Origin of the sequence: Stenotrophomonas sp. Br8 (genome assembly GCF_014763005.1) — a bacterium.
Classification (GTDB): Bacteria; Pseudomonadota; Gammaproteobacteria; order Xanthomonadales; family Xanthomonadaceae; genus Stenotrophomonas; species Stenotrophomonas lactitubi.
In genome coordinates, this window is the sequence record NZ_JACGTN010000017.1 from 113,967 (window position 1) to 130,941 (window position 16,975).

Annotated in this window: 16 protein-coding genes; 10 read left to right on the forward strand and 6 right to left on the reverse strand. The window is 65.9% G+C overall.

Annotated elements, in window-relative coordinates; translation table 11 throughout:
• Nucleotides 1-19: 19 nt before the first annotated feature.
• From hemW to rph, 4 genes are read right to left on the reverse strand one after another with little or no spacing between them, the layout of a single operon-like run.
• Nucleotides 20-1,246, reverse strand: coding sequence for a radical SAM family heme chaperone HemW (hemW, locus tag H3005_RS15700; RefSeq protein WP_223880292.1), 1,227 nt, complete (start codon nucleotides 1,244-1,246; stop codon nucleotides 20-22).
• Between the two features lie 58 nt (nucleotides 1,247-1,304).
• Nucleotides 1,305-1,901, reverse strand: a complete 597-nt coding sequence (gene rdgB / locus H3005_RS15705) for an RdgB/HAM1 family non-canonical purine NTP pyrophosphatase (RefSeq protein WP_191078557.1) — start codon at nucleotides 1,899-1,901, stop codon at nucleotides 1,305-1,307.
• Complete coding sequence (locus H3005_RS15710) at nucleotides 1,901-2,287, reverse strand: VOC family protein (protein ID WP_180165836.1); 387 nt, start codon at nucleotides 2,285-2,287, stop codon at nucleotides 1,901-1,903. The genes rdgB and H3005_RS15710 overlap by 1 nt, the downstream gene beginning before the upstream one ends.
• Complete coding sequence (gene rph, locus H3005_RS15715; RefSeq protein ID WP_025874210.1) at nucleotides 2,284-3,009, reverse strand: ribonuclease PH; 726 nt, start codon at nucleotides 3,007-3,009, stop codon at nucleotides 2,284-2,286. The genes H3005_RS15710 and rph overlap by 4 nt, the downstream gene beginning before the upstream one ends.
• A gap of 122 nt (nucleotides 3,010-3,131) precedes the next feature.
• On the opposite strand from rph, the gene H3005_RS15720 reads away from it, so the two are divergent.
• From H3005_RS15720 to recG, 6 genes are all read left to right on the forward strand, one after another.
• On the forward strand, nucleotides 3,132-3,992 hold the full coding sequence (locus H3005_RS15720) for a YicC/YloC family endoribonuclease (protein ID WP_191078558.1): 861 nt from the start codon (nucleotides 3,132-3,134) through the stop codon (nucleotides 3,990-3,992).
• Nucleotides 3,989-4,651, forward strand: coding sequence for a guanylate kinase (gmk, locus tag H3005_RS15725; protein ID WP_033831917.1), 663 nt, complete (start codon nucleotides 3,989-3,991; stop codon nucleotides 4,649-4,651). Before H3005_RS15720 ends, gmk begins: the two co-directional genes overlap by 4 nt.
• A 110-nt stretch (nucleotides 4,652-4,761) precedes the next feature.
• Nucleotides 4,762-5,061 carry a DNA-directed RNA polymerase subunit omega gene (gene rpoZ, locus H3005_RS15730; RefSeq protein ID WP_005410877.1) on the forward strand — a complete coding sequence of 100 codons (300 nt, stop codon included), beginning with the start codon at nucleotides 4,762-4,764 and terminating at the stop codon, nucleotides 5,059-5,061.
• A gap of 106 nt (nucleotides 5,062-5,167) precedes the next feature.
• Complete coding sequence (locus tag H3005_RS15735; RefSeq protein WP_025874213.1) at nucleotides 5,168-7,330, forward strand: bifunctional (p)ppGpp synthetase/guanosine-3',5'-bis(diphosphate) 3'-pyrophosphohydrolase; 2,163 nt, start codon at nucleotides 5,168-5,170, stop codon at nucleotides 7,328-7,330.
• A 183-nt stretch (nucleotides 7,331-7,513) separates the two neighbouring features.
• Nucleotides 7,514-7,900 carry a RidA family protein gene (locus H3005_RS15740; RefSeq protein ID WP_025874214.1) on the forward strand — a complete coding sequence of 129 codons (387 nt, stop codon included), beginning with the start codon at nucleotides 7,514-7,516 and terminating at the stop codon, nucleotides 7,898-7,900.
• Between the two features lie 7 nt (nucleotides 7,901-7,907).
• A complete protein-coding gene (gene recG / locus H3005_RS15745) occupies nucleotides 7,908-10,019 on the forward strand; it encodes an ATP-dependent DNA helicase RecG (protein ID WP_191078559.1) in 2,112 nt (703 codons plus the stop codon).
• A gap of 47 nt (nucleotides 10,020-10,066) precedes the next feature.
• Here recG and H3005_RS15750 read toward each other — a convergent pair whose 3' ends face one another.
• Together H3005_RS15750 and H3005_RS15755 are read right to left on the reverse strand one after the other, a co-directional pair.
• Nucleotides 10,067-11,395 carry a Fic family protein gene (locus tag H3005_RS15750; RefSeq protein ID WP_100553453.1) on the reverse strand — a complete coding sequence of 443 codons (1,329 nt, stop codon included), beginning with the start codon at nucleotides 11,393-11,395 and terminating at the stop codon, nucleotides 10,067-10,069.
• A 145-nt stretch (nucleotides 11,396-11,540) separates the two neighbouring features.
• Entirely contained in the window at nucleotides 11,541-11,951 is a 411-nt protein-coding gene (locus tag H3005_RS15755) for a hypothetical protein (protein WP_100553452.1), read from the reverse strand.
• A gap of 754 nt (nucleotides 11,952-12,705) precedes the next feature.
• On the opposite strand from H3005_RS15755, the gene H3005_RS15760 reads away from it, so the two are divergent.
• The 4 genes from H3005_RS15760 (at nucleotide 12,706) to H3005_RS15775 (ending at nucleotide 16,916) form a co-directional block, all read left to right on the forward strand.
• The gene (locus H3005_RS15760) at nucleotides 12,706-13,644 is read left to right on the forward strand and encodes a nucleoside hydrolase (RefSeq protein ID WP_100554195.1); all 939 of its coding nucleotides are present in this window, start codon (nucleotides 12,706-12,708) and stop codon (nucleotides 13,642-13,644) included.
• A gap of 87 nt (nucleotides 13,645-13,731) precedes the next feature.
• On the forward strand, nucleotides 13,732-13,974 hold the full coding sequence (locus H3005_RS15765; RefSeq protein ID WP_006389217.1) for a type B 50S ribosomal protein L31: 243 nt from the start codon (nucleotides 13,732-13,734) through the stop codon (nucleotides 13,972-13,974).
• Nucleotides 13,975-14,270: 296 nt separating this feature from the next.
• Complete coding sequence (locus H3005_RS15770; RefSeq protein WP_089236664.1) at nucleotides 14,271-15,548, forward strand: citrate synthase; 1,278 nt, start codon at nucleotides 14,271-14,273, stop codon at nucleotides 15,546-15,548.
• A gap of 267 nt (nucleotides 15,549-15,815) precedes the next feature.
• Entirely contained in the window at nucleotides 15,816-16,916 is a 1,101-nt protein-coding gene (locus H3005_RS15775) for a hypothetical protein (RefSeq protein ID WP_100553451.1), read from the forward strand.
• Nucleotides 16,917-16,975 lie beyond the last annotated feature (59 nt).

Below are 16,975 nucleotides of genomic sequence, written 5' to 3' on the forward strand. Positions count from 1 at the left end.
TGGCCGCGCCGCAGGCAGATCAATCTTCCAGGAACAGGCTGACCACATCGTTGGTGAAGCGCCGGCCGAGCTCGGTCGGTTGCACGTACCCGTCCGCCACCAGCAGCCAACCGCGCTGCACCGCTTCGCCCAGTGGTACGTCCAGCACGCTGCGGGCCAGGCCGGTCCGCGATTCGAAGTCGCGCAGGCTGAAACCTTCATGCAGGCGCAGCAGGTTGAGCATGTACTCGAACGGCAGGCGATCGGCGGCGATCACCTCGTCGCCACCGAACGATGCGGCCGTGCCTGCGGTATCCATGAACGTCTGCGGGTGCTTGTGCTTCCAGCGTCGCAGCACGTGCTCCTCTGCGCCGGAACTGATCTTGCCGTGTGCGCCGGCGCCAATGCCGAGGTAGTCACCGAAACGCCAGTAGTTCAGGTTGTGCGCGCTCTGCCGGCCGGGGCGGGCGTAGGCACTCACCTCGTACTGGCCGAAACCGGCCTGCGCCAGCAGCGCCTGGCAGTGTTCCTGCATGTCCCAGGCATTGTCTTCATCGGGGATGCCCTGCGGCGGCCGCGCGAAGAACACGGTGTTCGGTTCCAGGGTCAGCTGGTAGTGCGAGATGTGGGTCGGCTGCAACGCGAACGCGCGTTCCAGGTCGGCCTCGGCACCGGCCAGGGTCTGCTCCGGCAGGGCGTACATCAGGTCGATGTTGAAATTGTCGTAGCCCGCGTCCTGCGCCATCTTCACCGCGCGCTCGGCCTCGCCACTGTCGTGGATGCGGCCCAGGCGCTTGAGCATCGCATCATCGAAACTCTGGATGCCGAAGCTGAGGCGGTTGACCCCGGCCGCACGGTAGCGGTCGAAGCGGCCGTGCTCGGCGGTGCCCGGGTTGGTTTCCAGGGTGATCTCGGCATTGGGCGCGAAGCGCAGACGCGCGCTGGCCTGCTGCAGGAAGCGGTCGATGGCTTCCGGCGGGAACAGGCTGGGCGTGCCGCCACCGAAGAACACGCTGCTGACCACCCGGCCCCAGACCAGCGGCAGGTCCTGGTCGAGGTCGCGCACCAGCGCATCGATGTAGGCATCGAAGGGCAGTTCGCCCTTGGCCTGGTGCGAGTTGAAATCGCAGTATGGGCACTTGCGCACGCACCACGGCAGATGCACGTACAGCGCCAGCGGCGGCGGCACCAGACGTGGCGGGGTGTCGTGGTCGCAGGACTCGCCGGGCAGGTGGTTGCAGTGATCGTGGTCGTGGTCGTGCGGCATGGCAGTCATCGGTAGTGCCGGCCGCGGGCCGGCTTCCCTGTGTTGTTCTGGTGGGGTATCAGAGCCAGGCCGCGAGCTGCTGCTTGAGCTGCTGCAGGGCGATGGCGCGATGGCTGATGGCATTCTTCAACGCCGGTTCCATTTCCGCAGCGGTCAGGCCGTGGGCGGTATCCAGGAACACCGGGTTGTAACCGAAGCCGTTGCTCCCGCGCAGTTCGCGGATGATCTGCCCTTCCCAGCGGCCTTCGCAGATCAGCGGCTGCGGGTCGGTGGCGTGCCGCAGCAGCACGATCACCGCATAGAAGCGGGCGCTGCGCTGGCCATCGGCGATGTCGGCCATTGCTTCCAGCAGCTTGGCGTTGTTGGCCGCTGCATTGGTCGGCTGGCCCGCATAGCGCGCGCTGTACAGACCCGGCGCACCGCCGAGGGCATCGACGATCAGTCCCGAATCATCGGCCAGCGCCGGCAGGCCGGTCGCTTCGCAGGCGGCGCGCGCCTTCAGCAGCGCGTTCTCGACGAAGGTCAGGCCGGTCTCTTCCACATCGCCCAGGCCCAGTTCGGCGGCCGAAGTGATCTGCAGCGGCAGGTCGGCGAGGATTTCCTGCATTTCCACCAGCTTGCCAGCGTTGTGGCTGGCCAGGACAAGCTTCTTCATCAGCGGGGCTCCAACAGGTCCCAGGTGTTGCCGTACAGGTCGCGGAACACCGCGACGGTGGCGTAGGGTTCTTCGCGCGGCTCTTCCAGGAATTCGACACCGGCGGCCAGCATCGCCGCGTGGTCGCGGCGGAAGTCATCGGTGTTGAGGAAGAAGCCGACGCGGCCGCCGGTCTGGTTGCCGATGCGGCTGCGCTGGTCGTCGTTGCTGGCGCGGGCCAGCAGCAGGGCGGCAGCGCTGCCATCGGTCGGGCCGACCACTACCCAGCGCTTGCTGCCCTGGTCGATGTCGTCCAGCAGCTGGAAGCCGAGCTTGCCGGTGTACCAGGCAATGGCTTCGTCGTAGTCGGCCACCACCAGGGTGGTCAGGGCAATGCGCCGGTTCATGCCGACAGCGCTGCCTGCTGCGCGGCCAGCAGTTCGGTCACGCCCTTTTCGGCCAGGCCCAGCAGCGCATCCAGTTCGTCACGGCGGAAGGCATGGCCTTCAGCGGTGCCCTGCAGTTCGATGAAACCGCCGCCATCGTTCATCACCACGTTCATGTCGGTGTCGCAGTCGCTGTCTTCGGCGTAATCCAGGTCCAGCACCGGGGTGCCGCGGTAGACGCCGACCGACACCGCCGCCACCGCGCCGAGGATCGGGTTGCGCTTGATGTCACCGCGCTTCATCAGCACGTTCACCGCATCGACCAGGGCCACGTAGGCGCCGGTGATGGCAGCAGTGCGGGTACCGCCGTCGGCCTGCAGCACGTCGCAGTCCAGGGTGATGGTGCGTTCGCCCAGTGCGTTGCGGTCCACGCAGGCACGCAGGCTGCGGCCGATCAGGCGCTGGATCTCCAGCGTGCGTCCACCCTGCTTGCCGCGTGCGGCTTCGCGGTCGCTGCGGGTGTGGGTGGCGCGCGGCAGCATGCCGTACTCGGCGGTCACCCAGCCTTCGCCCTTGCCACGCAGGAAGCCCGGCACCCGGTTCTCGATGCTGGCCGTGCACAGCACGCGGGTTTCACCGAAGCAGACCAGCACCGAACCTTCGGCGTGGCGGGTGAAACCGCGCTGGATGACGACCGGGCGCAGCTGATCGGGCTGACGGCCACTGGGGCGGAAATCGGACATGGGGCAGGTTCCGTTGGGAAAGGGAGTACGCCGCCATCCCCGCGGCCTTCACGGGGCGGGGAAAGGGGCTCAAAAGAGACCGCTAGGGTACCATTCCCCCTTTGCAAGCACCGGATACATCCATGATTCGAAGCATGACGGCCTATGCCGGCGGCGAGCGCTCCACCACGTGGGGAACGCTGGGCTGCGAGCTGCGCTCGGTCAACCACCGGTTCCTGGAAGTGGGCACCCGCCTGCCCGAGGAACTGCGCGCATTGGAACCGCAGCTGCGCGAGCGCATTTCCGCGCGCCTGAGCCGTGGCAAGCTGGATCTGGTGATGCGCCTGCGCGCGCCGGAATCGGCTGCCAGCCTGCAGATCAACGAGGTGCTGCTGGGCCAGCTGGGCCAGCTGGCACACCGGCTGACCTCCGATTTCCCCAACCTGCAGGTCAGCTTCACCGACCTGCTGCAGTTGCCCGGCGTCACCCAGGGCGAGGCCACCGACGCCGCAGCCCTGCAGGTTGAAGCATTGGCGCTGCTGGACCAGGTGCTGGACAGCTTCATCGCCGCCCGCGAGCGTGAAGGCAATACGCTGGCCACCGCGATTGCCGAGCGCGTGGATGCCATCGAGCGCATCGCCGCCGAGGTCCGTACGCTGATTCCAGCCATCCGCGACGGCCAGCGCGCCAAGCTCGCCGCCCGCCTGGCCGACCTGCCGCATCCGGTCGATCCGGGCCGCGCCGAGCAGGAACTGGTGATGTGGCTGCAGAAGCTGGACGTGGACGAGGAGCTGGATCGCCTGTCCAGCCACATCGTCGAGATCCGCCGTGTGCTCAAGCAGCGCGAGCCGGTTGGCCGCCGCCTGGACTTCCTGCTGCAGGAGTTCAACCGCGAGGCCAACACGCTCGGTTCGAAGTCGGTGGACAGCCGCACGTCCAATGCCGCCGTCGAGCTGAAGGTGCTGATCGACCAGATCCGCGAGCAGGTGCAGAACATCGAATGAGCATTTCCACGCCCCCGGCCGCGATCGCACGCGGCACGCTGTACATCGTTGCCGCGCCCTCCGGCGCCGGCAAGAGCAGCATCGTCAACGCCACCCTGGCGCGCGACCCGCAGATCGCGCTGTCGATCTCCTTCACCTCGCGGGCCATGCGCCCGGGTGAAGTGAACGGCCAGCACTACCACTTCGTCAGCGCGGAGAAGTTCGAGGAGATGATCGCCGCCGGCGACTTCTTCGAACACGCCTGGGTGCATGGCGACTGGAAGGGCACCGCCCGGCAGTCGGTGGAGCCGCAGCTGAACGCCGGCCAGGACGTGCTGCTGGAGATCGACTGGCAGGGCGCGCAGCAGGTGCGCCAGCTGGTGCCGGGCACGGTGACGGTGTTCATCCTGCCGCCGTCCAAGCAGGCCCTGCAGGACCGCATGCGCAAGCGCGGCCAGGACAGCGAGGCGGTCATCGCCCAGCGCCTGGGCGCGGCCCGCGATGAAATGCTGCACTTCAACGAGTTCGACTACGTCATCGTCAATGAAGTGTTCGACACCGCCGTGGACGAACTGTGCGCGATCTTCACCGCCAGCCGCCTGCGCCGGGACGCCCAGAAGGTCCGCCATGCCGGCCTGATCCAGGCCCTGTTGACCCCGGATGCGAGTTCAACTGATTGATTCCTAAAGGGTCCGGTGGGGGTTGGCTTGATTTTGTCCAGCCCCTGCCAGTACACTCCGTCCCCTTTCCCTCATTCGACTGAGCGGCCGACCGGTCGCCGGGAGCCCGTATGGCCCGCATTACCGTAGAAGATTGCCTGGAAGTCGTTAACAACCGTTTCGAGCTGGTGATGATGGCCTCCAAGCGCGCCCGTCAGCTCGCCAATGGCGTGCAGGCCACGCTGGACAACAGCGAGACCGAGGACAAGCCGACCGTGCTGGCGCTGCGCGAGATCGCTGCCCGCAAGATCGACAACGCGCTGATCGACGAAGTCGAGAAGGCCGAGCGTGAGCGCGCCGAGCGCGAAGCGCTGGAGTGGGCCGCCGCTGAAGTGGTCGCCGACGAAGACATGTCCAAGAACGACGATTGATCGCATCGATCAACGTCATCGCTGGATACGCCGAACAGCCCGCCCCGTGCGGGCTGTTTCGCATTCAGGGTTTGCCGTAAACGTCGCGCTGGCATAGGCTTTGGCCATGAACCCAGGCCCCACTGCCAAGGTCGCCGCAGTCCCCGCTGCCGCCGTACCCGATTACGTCCTCCAGCTCGAACGCGCCGCCCACTACCTGCCGCCCGAGCAGCTGCCGCTGCTGCGCCGTGCGTGGGAAGTCGGCGCCTCCGCGCACGCTGGGCAGACGCGCAAGTCGGGCGAGCCCTACATCACCCATCCGGTGGCCGTGGCCCAGGTGCTGGCCGAGCTCGGCCTGGACGTGGAAGCGCTGATCGCCGCGATCCTGCACGACACCATCGAAGACACCCCGCTGACCCGCGAGGCGCTGTCGGCCGAGTTCGGTGAAGCCGTGGCCGAGCTGGTGGACGGCGTCACCAAGCTGGACAAGCTGAAGTTCCGCGACCGCCAGGAAGCGGCCGCCGAGAGCTTCCGCAAGATGCTGCTGGCGATGTCGCGCGACCTGCGCGTGATCATGATCAAGCTGGCCGACCGCCTGCACAACATGCGCACGCTGGGCGCGCAGAGCCGCGAAGCGCGGGGCCGCATCGCCCGCGAGACGCTGGAGATCTACGCCCCGATCGCGCAGCGGCTGGGCATGAGCCTGGTCAAGAGCGAACTGCAGAACCTCGGCTTCAAGGCGCTGTACCCGTGGCGCCATGCCATCCTGGAAAAGCACATCCGCAGCCAGCCGGTGGTGCGCCGCGAGGCGCTGGCGCAGGTGGAAGTGCAGCTGTCGCAGCGCCTGGCCAAGGAGGGCATCGAGCACCGCCTGGTCAGCCGCATCAAGACCCCGTGGAGCATCTACAACAAGATGCGCGACGAGAACAAATCCTTCGACCAGGTGATGGACGTGTTCGGCTTCCGCCTGGTCGTGCGCGGCGTGCCGCAGTGCTACCACTCGCTGGGCGCAGTGCATGCCGCATTCAAGCCTCTGGACGGGCGTTTCCGCGATTTCATCGCGATCCCCAAGGCCAACGGTTACCAGTCGCTGCACACGGTGCTGTTCGGCCCGTATGGTTCGCCGATCGAAGTGCAGATCCGCACCGAAGAGATGGACCTGATCGCTGAGCGCGGCGTGGCGGCGCACTGGACCTACAAGTTCGGCGGTGACTCGCCCAACAGCGCGCAGAGCCGTGCGCACGCCTGGATCGTCGAACTGATTGATTCGCAGCGTGCCGCCGGTTCCTCGCTGGAGTTCCTCGACAACGTCAAGGTCGACCTGTTCCCGGACGAGGTCTACCTGTTCACGCCGAAGGGCAAGATCCTGGCGCTGCCGCGTAATTCCACCGCGCTCGACTTCGCCTATGCCGTGCATACCGATGTCGGCAACATGGCCGTGGCCTCGCGCGTGGACAAGAAACTGGTGCCGCTGCGTACCAAGCTGGTGTCAGGGCAGTCGGTGGAGATCATCACCGCGCGCTCGGCCACGCCCAAGCCGCAGTGGCTGGAGTTCGTGGTCACCAGCAAGGCACGCACCGCCATCCGCCACCAGCTCAAGCAGCTGGAGCACGAAGATGCCGTGCAGCTGGGCCACCGCATGCTCGACCGCGCGCTGGAGGCGATGGACAGCTCGCTGGAGCGCCTGCCAAAGGGCCGTCTGGATGCCTTCCTTGCAGAGCACCGGTTCCCGCGCCTGGAGGCCCTGCTGGCCGAAGTCGCGCTGGGCAACTGGATGCCGACCCAGGCCGCACAGGCGCTGATGGCGTACGCCGAACTGCGCGGCGGCGCGCATTCGCGCCACAGCTCGCAGGAAAAGATCCTGATCAACGGCAGCGAGCGCGGCGTGGTCACCTTCGCCGGCTGCTGCCAGCCGATTCCGGGCGACGACATCATGGGCTACCACACCGCCGGCAAGGGCATCGTGGTGCATCGCATGGATTGCCCGAACCTGGCCGAGCTGCGCAAGTCGCCCGAGCGCTGGGTGCTGATCGGCTGGGATACCACCGTATCCGGCGACTACGACACCTCGCTGGTGGTGGAAGTGGAGAACGGTACCGGCGTGCTCGCGCAGCTGGCTGCGGCGATCGCGCAGAGCCATTCCAACATCGAGCGCGTGGATTACCTGGACCGCGATTTCAACGCCGCGGTGCTGGCGTTCAACATCCAGGTACGCGACCGCAACCATCTGGCCGAAGTGATGCGTCGCCTGCGCCGCCTCTCGGTCGTGCAGGCGGTTCGCCGGCAATAACCCTGCTTCGAATCCGGGGTCGGATCCCTCTCCAACGGAGAGGGCTCTGACCCCATCGCGTGATCCGATTACATGCACGGGGTCAGAGCCGTTTCCCGAGGGGAAACGGATCCGACCCCGCCTGCATGGCATCCACCCGGTACAATCACCGCTCTGTTTTCCCCCAACGCACCGGAGCGACCCATGTCCCGCCAGATCATCAACACCGAAAAGGCCCCGGCCGCCATCGGCCCGTACTCGCAGGCCGTGCGCGCCGGCAACACCGTGTATTTCTCCGGCCAGATTCCGCTCGACCCGGCCACCGGCGACATCGTCGGCGTGGGTGACGTCGAAGCACAGGCCCGTCGTGCCTTCGACAACCTCAAGGCCGTGGCCGAAGCCGCTGGCGGTTCGCTGGACAAGGTCGTGCGCCTGGGCCTGTACCTGACCGACCTGGCCGAATTCGCCAAGGTCAACGCCGTGATGCAGGACTACTTCCAGGCCCCGTTCCCGGCCCGTTCCACCATCGAAGTCTCCGGCCTGCCGAAGGGCGCCAACTTCGAGGTCGACGCGGTGATGGTCATCGACTGACCGCCACGTGGCACGCAAGGCGGCGGTCACCCCGGCACTGGCACCGTCCGGTGAAGCATCGCTTGCGATGCTCGCCGGCGTCGGTCCGGCCGTGGCCGCCAAGCTGCAGGCGCGTGGCCTGGCCACCCTGCAGGATCTCTGGCTGCACCTGCCGCTGCGCTATGAAGACCGCACCCGGCTGACCCGCATCGAAGACCTGCGCAACGGCATTCCGGCGCAGGTGGAAGTGCGGGTGATCGCCGTCGAGCGCGGCATGCGCTACCGGCCGATGCTGAAGGTAGCGGTGGAAGACGAAGGGCAGGGCACCCTGGTGCTGCGCTTCTTCCATTTCCGCCAGCAGCAGGTCGGCCAGTTCGCGGTCGGCAATCGCCTGCGCTGCTTCGGTACGCCCAAGCCCGGGCATCTGGGGTTGGAGATCGTCCATCCCAGTTACCAGGTGCTGGGGCGCAATGACGATCCCGATCTCGGCGACCGCCTCGACCCGGTGTATCCCACCGTCGAAGGCGTCGGCCCGATGACGATGCGCAAGCTGATCGGCCAGGCGCTTGATCGCCTGCCGGAAGAAAGCACGCTGGAACTGCTGCCCACCGGCTGGCTCGAGGGCCTCGGCCTGCCATCGCTGCGCAGCGCGCTGCTGACCGTGCATCAGCCTCCGCCGGATGCCGATCTGGCCGCACTCGCTGCCGGCACCCACCCAGCGCAGCGCCGGCTGGCGATGGAAGAACTGCTGGCCCACCACCTCAGCCTGCGTCGCCAGCGCATTGCGCTGCAGGCGCATCACGCACCGCCGCTGGCCGGCCCCGGCAAGCTGGCCAAGGCGCTGCTCAAGCAGCTGCCATTCGCGTTGACCGGCGCGCAGGCGCGCGTGTTCAAGCAGATCCGCGAAGACCTCGCGCGCCCCAGCCCGATGCTGCGGCTGGTGCAGGGCGACGTCGGCTCGGGCAAGACAGTAGTGGCCGCGTTGGCGGCGATGCTGGCGGTGGAGCAGGGCAAGCAGGTCGCACTGGCTGCCCCCACCGAACTGCTGGCCGAACAACATCTCAACAATCTGCGCGGCTGGCTGGAACCGCTGGGCGTGCGCCTTGCCTGGCTGGCCGGCAAGGTCACCGGCAAGGCGCGCGCGAAGGTAATGGAACAGGTCGCCAACGGCGAAGCGCAGGTGGTGGTGGGTACCCACGCGCTGATGCAGGAAGCGGTGGTGTTCCAGGATCTGGCGCTGGCCATCGTCGACGAGCAGCACCGCTTCGGCGTGCACCAGCGGCTTGCGCTGCGCGACAAGGGCAAGGGCGGCAACAACGTGCCACACCAGCTGGTGATGACCGCCACGCCGATTCCGCGCACGCTGGCGATGTCCGAGTACGCCGACTTGGATGTGTCGGCCATCGACGAACTGCCGCCGGGCCGCACGCCGGTGCAGACCGTGGCACTGAACAATGATCGTCGCCCCGAGCTGATCGATCGCATCGCCCTGGCCTGCCAGGAAGGGCGGCAGGTCTATTGGGTATGCACGCTCATCGAAGAAAGTGAAGAACTGGATGCCACGCCCGCGCAGGCCACCTACGAATCGCTGCAGGCGCTGCTGCCCGGCGTGCGCGTGGGGCTGGTGCATGGCCGCCTGAAAGCGGCCGAGAAGCTGGCGACGATGGTCGCGTTCAAGGCCGGTGACATCGACCTGCTGGTGGCCACCACCGTGATCGAAGTCGGCGTGGACGTGCCCAACGCCTCGCTGATGGTGATCGAGAATGCCGAGCGTCTGGGCCTGGCCCAGCTGCACCAGCTGCGTGGCCGCGTCGGCCGTGGTTCGGCGGTGTCGCGCTGCGTGCTGCTGTATCAAGCGCCGCTTTCGCAGATGGCGCGCGAACGCCTGCAGACCATGCGCGAGACCAACGACGGGTTCGTCATCGCCGAGAAGGATCTGGAACTGCGCGGTCCCGGCGAACTGCTGGGCACCCGGCAGACCGGCCTGGCCGGTTTCCGCATCGCCGATCTTGCGCGCGATGCGGGCCTGCTGCCGGGTGTGCATGAGTTGGCCGAACGCCTGCTGGCGCAGCAACCGGCGCTTGCAGATCGCGTGGTGCAGCGCTGGATCGGCACCGCCGTGCGTTACGCCTCGGCCTGACCGCGCGCGGCACGTTGCTTCGACACACCTCCACGCATGGCGTGGAGCTACAGTGCCAAGCGCTCGGGCAGCCCAGGAAGCACGAAATACTCGGACGCCTTCCCCACGCGCTCTTTACTGACAAGTCCGGCCGTCACCAATCCGTTCAGGTCCTTCAGCGCAGTCGGATATGTAATGGTGTGCGCTGCCTGGTGGCTGGCCACGGTGTAAGTGCGATCGGGATCCTTCAGTGCGTTGGCGAGCAAAGCGCGCTGGCGGTGATTGAGCGGTCCGTTGCCAAGTCGAGCTGTACGAAGCATGCGCCTCGCCGCTTGATCCTCTGCATGCTTCCTGGCGATGTAGGCATGCAGTCCCTGGATCGACTGCTCAATGGCCTCCAGTTGCTGCGACACGAAGTAGCCAAGATCCCGATTGTCACTCTCGGTATACAGGTAAGCCCGCATGTACTTGCCCGGGGATTTCTTCAGTACGCTGGAAATGGACAGGTACTCGGTCATCCAATACCCAGCATTCATCATCGCCCAGTAGAAAAGCACGCGCGCGGTGCGCCCGTTGCCATCCACGAAAGGATGGTCGTAGCCAATCTGGAAATGCAGTGCGATTGCCTTGGCGACCGGATGAATGAACGGTGTGCTTTCTTCATTGATGAACTGGCACAGCCGCTCAATCCTCGCAGGCACTTCCTCGGCCGGAGGAGGAATGTGCAGCAGCGTCGGCGGTGAACCGCGGTCGAAGATCGCAACGTTGTCCTCGGCCGTTCTGAATCGCCCGGAGTCGGTTGGAAGCTCAAGCGTGCCGTCAGTGAGAATGCTGTGCAGTTCCAGAATTTCGGTGGGCGTGATGGGGCGTATGCCGCGCTCGCGGATGACGTTCATCGCCATGTAGTTGTTGTAGATCATGCGCTCGGACTGGTCACGTGGAGCCCGGCCAGTACTCAGCATTTCCTTCGCTACGGCTCGCGTGGTCGAGGCGCCTTCCAGCTGCGATGAGGTCATGGCTTCCTCAATCAACGAGCGGATCAGGAACCGTCCTTGGCCGCTGGCTGCGTCCACGCCCTTCACCGAACCTGCGGCTTCCCTGTCGATGTAGTGCAGGCGCCGTTGCATCGAGTCGGTGAGAGCCAGCTTGAAAGGTTGCTGTGTCTTGTCCAGCAACTGCGGCAGGGGCTTCAACAACGCCGCCCGCGTCCACGCGATGCCCAGCCACCACTGATCCGCGTTCAGGCCTTCCGGGGGCGTCCTATGGCGCAGTTTGTCCCAATGTTCGTAGACGCCGTTTACCTCAGGACCGATCCGGGCATCGAGAATGCTCCCGAGGGTCTCGACGTATTTCCGGGCAAGCGTCGACAGGTCAGGCGCTGGTATGGGCAGCTTCATGTCTGTTTTCTATAAAATGAGTATAGGTTTTTATAGCAAATGACGTTGAGATCGCCAAGGACGCCTCTAATCGCAGCTTGTTCATGTTTGTAAACGAACATGGGATAGGTCTTCCCCGATCTGAAAGGGACTGCCCAACGCTTGGTCACGCTGCCGGCAACTGCGTACCCATGTATTCGGACAAACCACGGCAGGCCAGCAGCAGTCCTTCGCGGATGTCATCGCCTATCTGCTGCACTTCTTCGCCGTCCACGCGCACGCGCTCACTGGCGTGCAGCATCTCCAGCAGCAGGATCAACCCGGCATTGGCGCGGTCGATGCGGGCCAGCGCCACACGTTGGCCCGGCGTATGCCAGCGGCTCGGCCACGGCTGACCATCGGCACCTTCGTCCTGGCGGATGCGCTTGAGGCAACCCAGCAGGGTGAAGCCGTTGTCCGTAGGGCCGGTCGCGGGGGCGGCGAGGGTGGTTTCCAGCGCCTGCGCCAGCTCATCGGGGATGCTGGCGGCGGCATCGCCCAGCGTGGCGAACAGGAAGGGATAGCGGGATGCGGTCATGTCGTCAGTCCTTGTGCGCAAGGCAAGAGGCCACCCACGCGAAGGCGAGGGTGGCGGACGGTGAGTGGTTCCAATACCGGTGACTACGTTGATAAGCCGGCGGGCACGAGGCCCCCACTCACCGCCCGCCAAAAGGCGCACGGACGGATTGCCTGCCGGACGCCACGCAGGAACACGCGCGCAACGCCGGCAGGCAAGCGTAAACAACGTAAGTCAAACGGGATTGGAAGCCCGTGCCATCCGTTGTCGATGGCCCCTCATGATGTCCACGACAGCCCTCGTCGCTTCAATGAGAATCATTGGAAAAGTCGAAAACGCTGCAATTGCAGCGTGGCCCTGCAAGCGCAGGCCGATTACGTCATCTTTCCCGATCCCTCCGACATCCATCCACGCATGGCGTGGATCTACCGTGTCGACCAAGGTCGCCACCTACCAACAGCTGCAGGGTCGACACCCACCAACAGCAGGCCATGCCATTCCGACAGATCGCGGAGAACTGTCGAAGGCGGGGTGGGTCCGGTGGCGGGGGTGTCCGCGGCATGGATGCCGCGGCCAAGCCCCTAGGGATGGGTTCACGGCGTCCCCCGCCACCGGACCCACCCCGCCATCCCACGGAATGCCAGCTTTTGCCGTTGCCGTTGCCGTTGCCGTCGATTCTGTGGGTGCAGGGCGCAGCCCTGCCGACCCGAACCCCCGTACTTGCAACGGTCATCATCCCGGTCCACACTTCGTTGCCGATCTGAAGACGGCAACGATGACCAAGAAGATCCCGCTGTTGATCGATACCGACCCCGGTGTCGACGACGCACTGGCCCTGCTGATGGCCTTCGCCGATGAACGGCATGACGTGGTCGCCCTGACCATCGCCGCCGGCAACGTAGGCCTGCAGTACACCGTCCGCAACGCGCTCAAGCTCTGCGACATCGTCGGCCGCGCCGACGTGCCGGTGTTTGCCGGCAGCCCTGATCCGCTGCTGCATCCGTCCGTCGATGCCGCCCACGTGCACGGCCGTGACGGCTATGGCGACGTGGACCTGCCGCCGCCCAGCCGCCAGGCCGACGCCGAGCACGCCGCGCTGGCGATCCTGCGTTTGTCGCACCAGCATGCCGGCGAACTGATGCTGGTGATGCTTGGCCCGCTGACCAACCTGGCGCTGGCCCTGAAGCTTGACCCGACGCTGCCCCAGCGCATCAAGCGCATCGTGGTGATGGGTGGCGCAGTCACCTGCCACGGCAACATCACCCCCGCTGCCGAATTCAACATCGCCTTCGATCCGGAAGCCGCGCATGTGGTGTTCACCGCGTTCCCGCACCTGCTGGTGTCGGACTGGGAAGCCACCGTTGCCCACGGCCTGCCGCTGACCGAAGCCGAACAGTGGCTGGGCGCCGATTCCGATCGCGCGCGCTTCTACGAGCTGATCTCGCGCAAGACCCGTGGCCTGTCCGAAGACAGCAAGGGCGGGCGCTGGTACACCGCCGATGCGCTGGCCATGGCCTGGGCGTTGAACCCGGAAGGGCAGCTGCAGGTCGAGTCGCGGCCGCTGAATGTGGAACTGAACGGCACGTTCAGCCGCGGCGCGACCATCGTCGACTGGAACCGGCAGACCGGCCAGCCGGACAACTGCGATCTGCTGATGGCCTACGACCAGGGGCGTTTCGAGGACCTGGTACGCCAGGCCCTGGGCGCGGACTGAAGTTCGACCCCCGCACTGGTTGCCCCGGACGGCAACCAGTGCTTATAATGCCGCTCTTGACCACCAGCCCATTTACGGTGTGAGCCCATGAAGGCCGATATCCATCCGAACTACCGCGACGTCGTCTTCCATGACGTCACCTCCGATTTCAAGATCCTGACCCGCTCGACCATGAGCACGAAGGAAACCATCAAGTGGGAAGACGGCAACGACTACCCGCTGGTGAAGGTTGAAATTTCCTCGGCTTCGCATCCGTTCTACACGGGCAAGCACAAGGTCATCGACACCTCGGGCCGTATCGACAAGTTCCAGAAGCGCTACGCGCGCTGATACGTCGTACCCGGTTCGAACCGACGGCCGCGCTCTGCGCGGCCGTTTGTTTTTGTCCAGCGCCTACCCAACGGGCGTTTGGATGGACGGAACACTGCGTCCTTGTGACAACGCTTTTGCCGATCCCGGCCGCTCGCTGGCAGGGTGCCGGCTGCCTGTCGTCTACGACTTCTGTCTAGCGCCCGGCAAATGCTGCTGTGCGATAATGACCTGATCCCCGGCACAGGCCGAGGACGTCATTCACGTGCCTGACCAATGCGCTTGGGCAGGCGCCTTCCCATGAAGGAGCGCACACAGTGTCCGATCTTGATCAGGTCACGCTCAACGCCGGCGATACGTCGGTCGTTCTGCCCGTCATCAAACCCACCCTCGGCAACGACTGCGTCGACATCGCGAAGCTGACCAAGGAAACGGGGTATTTCACCTACGATTCCGGTTTCACCGCGACGGCCAGCTGCAAGTCCGCCATCACCTACATCGACGGCGACAAGGGCGTGCTGCTGTATCGCGGCTACCCGATCGAGCAGCTGTCGGAGAAGTCGAGCTACGTCGAAGTGGCCTACCTGCTGATCAACGGCGAGCGCCCGAGCGCCGAGCAGCTGAAGGCCTTCACCGACGAGCTGGCGGCCGAAGCCAACGTCGATGCGTCGATCAACACCCTGATCGGCAGCTTCGCCAAGGACGCCCATCCGATGGCCATCCTGACCGCCGCCATCGCGCAGCTGTCGGGCATCTATCACGCCTCGCTGGACCTGTCCGACGCCGAACAGCGCCGCCAGGCCGCCGTGCGCCTGATTGCCAAGGTGCCGACCCTGTCGGCGCTGATCTACCGCCACGGCAAGGGCCTGCCGGCCAACAAGCCGGACACCTCGCTGGACTACGTCAGCCGCTTCCTGAAGCAGACCTTCGAGTCGGCTGATGGCCAGTACGAACTGAACCCGGACGTGGTCAAGGCACTGGATCTGCTGTTCATCCTGCACGCCGACCACGAGCAGAACGCCTCGACCTCGACCGTGCGTCTGGTCGGTTCGACCGGTGCCAACCCGTACGCGTCGGTCGCCGCTGGCGTCACCGCACTGTGGGGTCCGGCCCATGGCGGTGCCAACGAAGCCGTGCTGAAGATGCTGGAAGAAATCGGTTCGGCCGACAACGTCGAGTCGGCCGTGCTCAAGGCCAAGGACAAGACCTCCGGCTTCCGCCTGATGGGCTTCGGCCACCGCGTGTACAAGAACTTCGACCCGCGCGCGAAGGTAATCGGCGAGATGACCGGCAAGGTGCTCAAGCAGCTGGGCGTGCAGGATCCGCTGCTGGACGTGGCCGTGAAGCTGGAACAGGCCGCGCTGCAGGACGAGTACTTCGTCGCCCGCAAGCTGTACCCGAACGTCGATTTCTACAGCGGCATCATCTACAAGGCGCTGCAGATCCCGACCGAGATGTTCACCGTCATGTTCGCCCTGGGCCGTACTTCCGGTTGGGTCTCGCATTGGCTGGAACAGCAGGTCGACCCGGAAATGAAGATCGGCCGTCCGCGCCAGGTCTACACCGGTCACGACGTGCGCGACTACCAGGGCTGATCGCTCTGCGTAGTTTGTGCTGAAGACGCCCCGCGATTGCGGGGCGTTTTTTTTTGCTTCTGGTAGATGCCAACCTTGGTTGGCAAGCTTGGGACATCCGCAGAAAACCATCCACGCATGGCGTGGATCTACTGCGCCCCGGCTGTTGGCACGATGTCCGCCGCGCCAAGGGCGCGTGATTCAAGGGTCTCATCAGCTTCACAAGCGCTCGCGCAGCCTCAGGACACCAACTGCACCCGCAGCACCTGATACGGAGCGTTCGACCCCATGAGTACCCGATTCGACCCACCCGAGCGCGGCCCGCTTGGTCCCGACGTCGCCACCGTCGTCACCACTCCCGTCGTGCCGCCCACCAGCGAAAGCGCGGTGTCCTGGGGCGCCATTTTCGCCGGCGCCGTTGCCGCTGCTGCACTGTCCCTCATCCTGCTCATCCTGGGTGTAGGCCTTGGTCTGTCATCGGTATCGCCGTGGTCGTTCGAGGGCGTTTCCAAGGAAACCTTCGGCTGGACCAGCGTCGCGTGGCTCACCTTCACCGCGCTGGCCGCTTCCGGTCTGGGCGGCTATCTGGCAGGCCGCCTGCGCACCAGGTGGACGCAGATCCACGGCGATGAAACCTACTTCCGCGATACCGCGCACGGCTTCGTGTCGTGGGCTGTGGCGACGCTGCTCACTGCCGGTCTGCTGACCTCGGCCATCGGTGGCGTGCTGGGCGCCGGTGCCAAGGTGGCCGGCGCCACGGCGGGTGCTGCTGTCTCCACCGCAGGCGTCGCTGCTGCCGGTGTCGGCACCGCGGCTGCCGGCGGTCAGGAAGGCGACCTCGACTACTGGGTGGATTCGTTGTTCCGCAACGCCACCACTCCGGGCCCGGACGCCGCCGGTGCGCCTCCGGTTCCGCCGACAGCGGGCGCAGCGCCGGGCAACGGCCCGATGGACCCTGCCGCACCGCCGCCGCCCCCGGCCGCCGCCAGCGTTGGCTCACGTGACGCCCGCACGGCCCCGCCGCCGCCGCGCCCGATGCCGGGCAATGGCCCGATGGGTGACCGCCGCGAAGTCCGTGCCGAAGTGAACCGCATCATCGTCAACAGTCTGCAGGGAGATGGCCTGGACTCGGCCGATACCCAGTACCTGTCGCAGCTGATCGCGCGCGAGACGGGCATGAGCCAGGCCGAAGCGCAGGCCCGTGTGACCGACGTGCAGACCCGCATGCGTGCTGCACTGGAAAAGGCCAAGACCACCGCCAAGCAGGCTGCCGACGATGCCCGCAAGGCAACGGCCTATGCCGCGCTGTGGCTGTTCATCACCCTGCTGATCGGCGCGTTCTTCGCCAGCCTCAGCGCCACCTGGGGCGGCCGCCGCCGCGACCTGTAATCCGCATCTGATGCAAGGAGACCTGCCATGAAGACGCTTCTGCTCTGGTTCCTGGGCGT

Excerpts from the sequence above, each read along its gene's own strand:
- hemW (WP_223880292.1), bottom strand. The coding sequence starts at position 1,246 with ATGCCGCACGACCACGACCACGATCACTGCAACCACCTGCCCGGCGAG.
- rdgB (WP_191078557.1), bottom strand. The coding sequence starts at position 1,901 with ATGAAGAAGCTTGTCCTGGCCAGCCACAACGCTGGCAAGCTGGTGGAA.
- H3005_RS15710 (WP_180165836.1), bottom strand. The coding sequence starts at position 2,287 with ATGAACCGGCGCATTGCCCTGACCACCCTGGTGGTGGCCGACTACGAC.
- rph (WP_025874210.1), bottom strand. The coding sequence starts at position 3,009 with ATGTCCGATTTCCGCCCCAGTGGCCGTCAGCCCGATCAGCTGCGCCCG.
- H3005_RS15720 (WP_191078558.1), top strand. The coding sequence starts at position 3,132 with ATGATTCGAAGCATGACGGCCTATGCCGGCGGCGAGCGCTCCACCACG.
- gmk (WP_033831917.1), top strand. The coding sequence starts at position 3,989 with ATGAGCATTTCCACGCCCCCGGCCGCGATCGCACGCGGCACGCTGTAC.
- rpoZ (WP_005410877.1), top strand. The coding sequence starts at position 4,762 with ATGGCCCGCATTACCGTAGAAGATTGCCTGGAAGTCGTTAACAACCGT.
- H3005_RS15735 (WP_025874213.1), top strand. The coding sequence starts at position 5,168 with ATGAACCCAGGCCCCACTGCCAAGGTCGCCGCAGTCCCCGCTGCCGCC.
- H3005_RS15740 (WP_025874214.1), top strand. The coding sequence starts at position 7,514 with ATGTCCCGCCAGATCATCAACACCGAAAAGGCCCCGGCCGCCATCGGC.
- H3005_RS15750 (WP_100553453.1), bottom strand. The coding sequence starts at position 11,395 with ATGAAGCTGCCCATACCAGCGCCTGACCTGTCGACGCTTGCCCGGAAA.
- H3005_RS15755 (WP_100553452.1), bottom strand. The coding sequence starts at position 11,951 with ATGACCGCATCCCGCTATCCCTTCCTGTTCGCCACGCTGGGCGATGCC.
- H3005_RS15760 (WP_100554195.1), top strand. The coding sequence starts at position 12,706 with ATGACCAAGAAGATCCCGCTGTTGATCGATACCGACCCCGGTGTCGAC.
- H3005_RS15765 (WP_006389217.1), top strand. The coding sequence starts at position 13,732 with ATGAAGGCCGATATCCATCCGAACTACCGCGACGTCGTCTTCCATGAC.
- H3005_RS15775 (WP_100553451.1), top strand. The coding sequence starts at position 15,816 with ATGAGTACCCGATTCGACCCACCCGAGCGCGGCCCGCTTGGTCCCGAC.